Source organism: Companilactobacillus kimchiensis, assembly GCF_001438805.1.
In the GTDB taxonomy this organism is placed as follows: domain Bacteria; phylum Bacillota; class Bacilli; order Lactobacillales; family Lactobacillaceae; genus Companilactobacillus; species Companilactobacillus kimchiensis.
Genome location: NZ_JQCF01000065.1, coordinates 1 through 677, shown reverse-complemented (window position 1 = coordinate 677; position 677 = coordinate 1). Strand labels below are relative to the sequence as shown.

General features: G+C 30.7%; 1 pseudogene. It reads right to left on the bottom strand.

The features are described from left to right. Positions 1 to 677: pseudogene (locus IV57_RS13265) on the bottom strand (BREX-1 system adenine-specific DNA-methyltransferase PglX); the annotation flags it as partial.

The following is a 677-nucleotide window of genomic DNA, read 5'->3' as shown; positions in this document are numbered from 1 at the left end:
GTGGATGATTTTTGAAATCCCATGATGTTTCAAATGAATCCCAATCTTGTTTGCTAATTAAAACGTTAGTTTTTGATAATTTACTTATTTCATCATTGCCAATAATATTAGAATTTATTGGCAATGATCCTATATCTGATGCTTGAAAGTTTAACGTGGGATTTTTAATACTGAGATTTTCATCCATAATTTTAGAATTCATGATGGCTAAAATTGGCAATACATCCTGCTTATTTGGAAATATGGCACTACCACCGGAATCAAAAATATGATCTTTTGTTAATAACCTTGCTGAAAAAACACCAGATGTAACAGAGGACCATGTAATTCCTTGTTTAAAATAAAATTGTTCATTTCTTACAGATGCTGATTTTTTTATTCCGTCTTTTTTATAGTTTTTTATTTGGTATCCTTCATTTTCCCAATTAACAACGTACTCTTCGAATCCGTACCATTTCTTAAAACCTCCACCTTTTGAATACCAAAACCATTTATTGTTATTTCGTAAATGTATTTTGTTACTAAGGACTTCATACCAGAAACGTAAAAATTTACTATTATCGCTCGTTGTCATCCCAACTACAGGAGAATATTTGTTGTCCAAGCTATTGTTTATTAGATACATTTTTAGACTTTGTTCGGTGATCCAATAAGCAACTGGACTACCAGGAATCTTA